This is a genomic window from Actinomycetota bacterium, assembly GCA_005774595.1.
GTDB lineage: Bacteria > Actinomycetota > Coriobacteriia > Anaerosomatales > D1FN1-002 > D1FN1-002.
The window spans coordinates 1-2,729 of record VAUM01000270.1; the positions used below are offsets into that span (position 1 = coordinate 1).

The 2,729-nt window shown below is 73.9% G+C and carries 2 protein-coding genes; both read left to right on the top strand.

The features are described from left to right. Positions 1 to 799 (top strand): serine/threonine-protein phosphatase (locus FDZ70_08995; GenBank protein ID TLM70909.1); only part of this gene is annotated, 799 nt, incomplete at its 5' end. Further along, on the top strand, positions 613 to 2,729 hold a 2,117-nt coding region (locus FDZ70_09000; protein TLM70910.1), incomplete at its 3' end, for a peptidoglycan glycosyltransferase. The genes FDZ70_08995 and FDZ70_09000, both read left to right, overlap by 187 nt.

Below are 2,729 nucleotides of genomic sequence, written 5' to 3' on the forward strand. Positions count from 1 at the left end.
CGCCGGCACGCACATCGTGCTCGCGCACGCGGGCGACTCGCGCGCGTACCTGCTCTCGAACGGGACGCTGACGCGCCTGACGCTGGACCACTCGATGGTCGCCGACCTCGTGCGGTCCGGGACCATCTCCGAGGCCGAGGCGCGCGTCCACCCGAACCGCAGCGTCATCACGCGCGCGCTGGGCACCGACGCGAACATGCCGGTCGACACCTACGAGGTCCAGGCGCGGCCCGGCGACCGGCTGCTCCTGTGCACGGACGGCCTGCACGGCATGATCGAGGACCCTGAGATCGCGCGGCTCCTCGGCGCCTACGCGGACCCCGGCGTGACCGCACGCGCGCTCGCCGACGCCGCGATCGACGCGGGCGGGCAGGACAACGTCACGGTCGTGGTGGTCGAGGTCGGCGCCGGAGAGGAGCCCGCGCGCAGCGGCATCGACGCCGCGCGCCGCGCCGCTCCTCTGCTGTGGGTGCTCGTCTTCGTCGCGCTCGTGGCCAGCGCGGGCTGGGGCGCGTGGGCGTACGCGCGCTCGCGGGCGTACCTCGCCGCCGAGAACGGCGTGGTCGTCGTCTACCGGGGCGTACAGGGTGACTTCGCCGGCGTGCGGCTCGCATGGCGCGAGGCCGAGACCACGATCCCGGTCTCCGCGCTGCCGCCGGACCGCGCCGCGCGCCTCGCCGATGGCATCCCGCTGAAGGACCTCGCGGATGCTTGGGAGGCGGTCGCGCTGTACCGCACGCTCGCGGCAGACACGACGTCCGCGCCCGCGACCGCCGCGCCGGGGGTGCCGGCGCCGTGAGCCTCGCGGTGCGCACGCGCCGGGACACGGAGCTACTCCTGCTGCTCGCCGCCATGCCCGTGATCGCACTCGCATTCGCGCTCGTGCACGGGGCGTCGGACCGGACCGTCGCGTGGACGGACCTCGCCGTGCCCGGCGGCCTGCTCGGCGCGTTCCTCGTGGCGCACGCCGTCGCGCGCCGGTTCGCCCGCAACGCCGACCCCGCGGCGCTCCCGATCGCCGCGCTGCTGTCGGGCGTCGGGCTCGCGTTCCTGACGCGGCTCGACCCGGCGCTCGCGACCGCCCAGGTGCTGTGGCTGTTCGCGGGCGTGGCGGTGATGGCGGCCACGCTCGTGCTCGTGCCCTCGCTCGAGACGCTCGCGCGCTACAAGTACACGACCGCGCTCGCGGGCGTGGTGCTCCTGCTGCTGCCCGCGGTGATCGGCCGGGAGGTCAACGGCGCCAAGCTGTGGCTTCGCGTCGGCGGCATGTCGTTCCAGCCCGCGGAGGTCGCCAAGATCCTGCTCGTGCTGTTCTTCGCGGCCTACCTGTCCGAGAACCGCGAGGTGCTCTCCGTCTCCACGAAGCGCGCGCTCGGCGTCTGGCTGCCGCCGGCGCGACGGCTCGGGCCACTGCTGGCGATGTGGGCAGTCTCGCTCGTCGTGCTCGTCGCCGAGCGGGACCTCGGCAGTTCGCTGCTGTTCTTCGGCGTCTTCCTCGTGATGATCTACGCGGCCACCGGGCGGCCGGCGTACGTGCTCGTGGGCCTCGGGCTGTTCGGCGCGGGCGCGAGCGCCGCGTACGCGGTGTTCACGCACGTGCAGTCGCGCATCGCCATCTGGCTCGACCCGTTCGCCGACGCCGCCGGGCGCGGCTACCAGCTCGTGCAGTCGCTGTTCGCGCTCGGCGCCGGCGGGATGCTGGGTACCGGAATCGGGCACGGCTTCCCCGGACGTATCCCGTTCGTGGCCACGGACTTCATCTTCACGGCCATCGCCGAGGAGATCGGGCTGCTCGGAGGCGCGGCGCTCATCCTCGCGTACTTCGCCCTGTGCGCACGCGGCATGGCAACGGCGGTCCGCGCGCGCTCGGACATGAACGCGCTGACGGCCGCCGGGCTGGTCGCGACGCTCGGACTGCAGACGTTCGTCATCATCGGCGGCGTGACGCGGCTCATCCCGCTGACCGGCATCACGCTGCCGTTCGTGAGCTACGGCGGCTCGTCGATGCTGTCGAACTTCATCCTGCTCGCGCTGCTCATGCGGGCGGGCGACGCGCCGCGCGGCGAGGAGGTGCCCGAGGCCGGGCTCACCGGCGCACTCGGTCGGGTCGCGCTCGCGCTGCGCGTGCGCGGCGTCACCGGGGCGCTGTCGCTGTTGTTCGTCGCGCTCATCGTGAACCTCACGTGGGTGCAGGTGTTCCAGGCCGACGCGCTGGCGGCGAACCCCGCGAACACCCGCGGGCTGGCCGAGGAGATGGCGCGGCCGCGCGGAGAGGTCGTCACGACCGACGGCAAGGTCCTCGCCCGCTCGGTGAAGCGTGGCGACGCCTACGAACGCGAGTACCCGGAGGGTGCGTTCGCCTCGCATGTGCTCGGATACTGGGACGCGAAGTACGGCCGCGCCGGCATCGAGGCGGCGATGAACGACGCGCTGCTCTCCGAGCGCGCGTACTCGAACGTCGGCGACCTCATCGACGAGGCTGCCGGCGTCCCCGTGCCCGGCAACGACGTCGTGCTCACGCTCGACTCGCGCGTGCAGGAGGCCGCCGAGGCGGCGCTCGCGGGACATCGCGGCGCGGTCGTGGTGCTCGACCCGCGCACGGGCGCCGTGCTGGCGCTCGCGTCGGCGCCGGATTTCGACCCGAAGGAGGCGGGGGACATCCTGGGCCGGCGCACCGCGGTGGCCGGCTCCCCGCTCACCGATCGCGCCACCGACGGCCTCTACCCGCC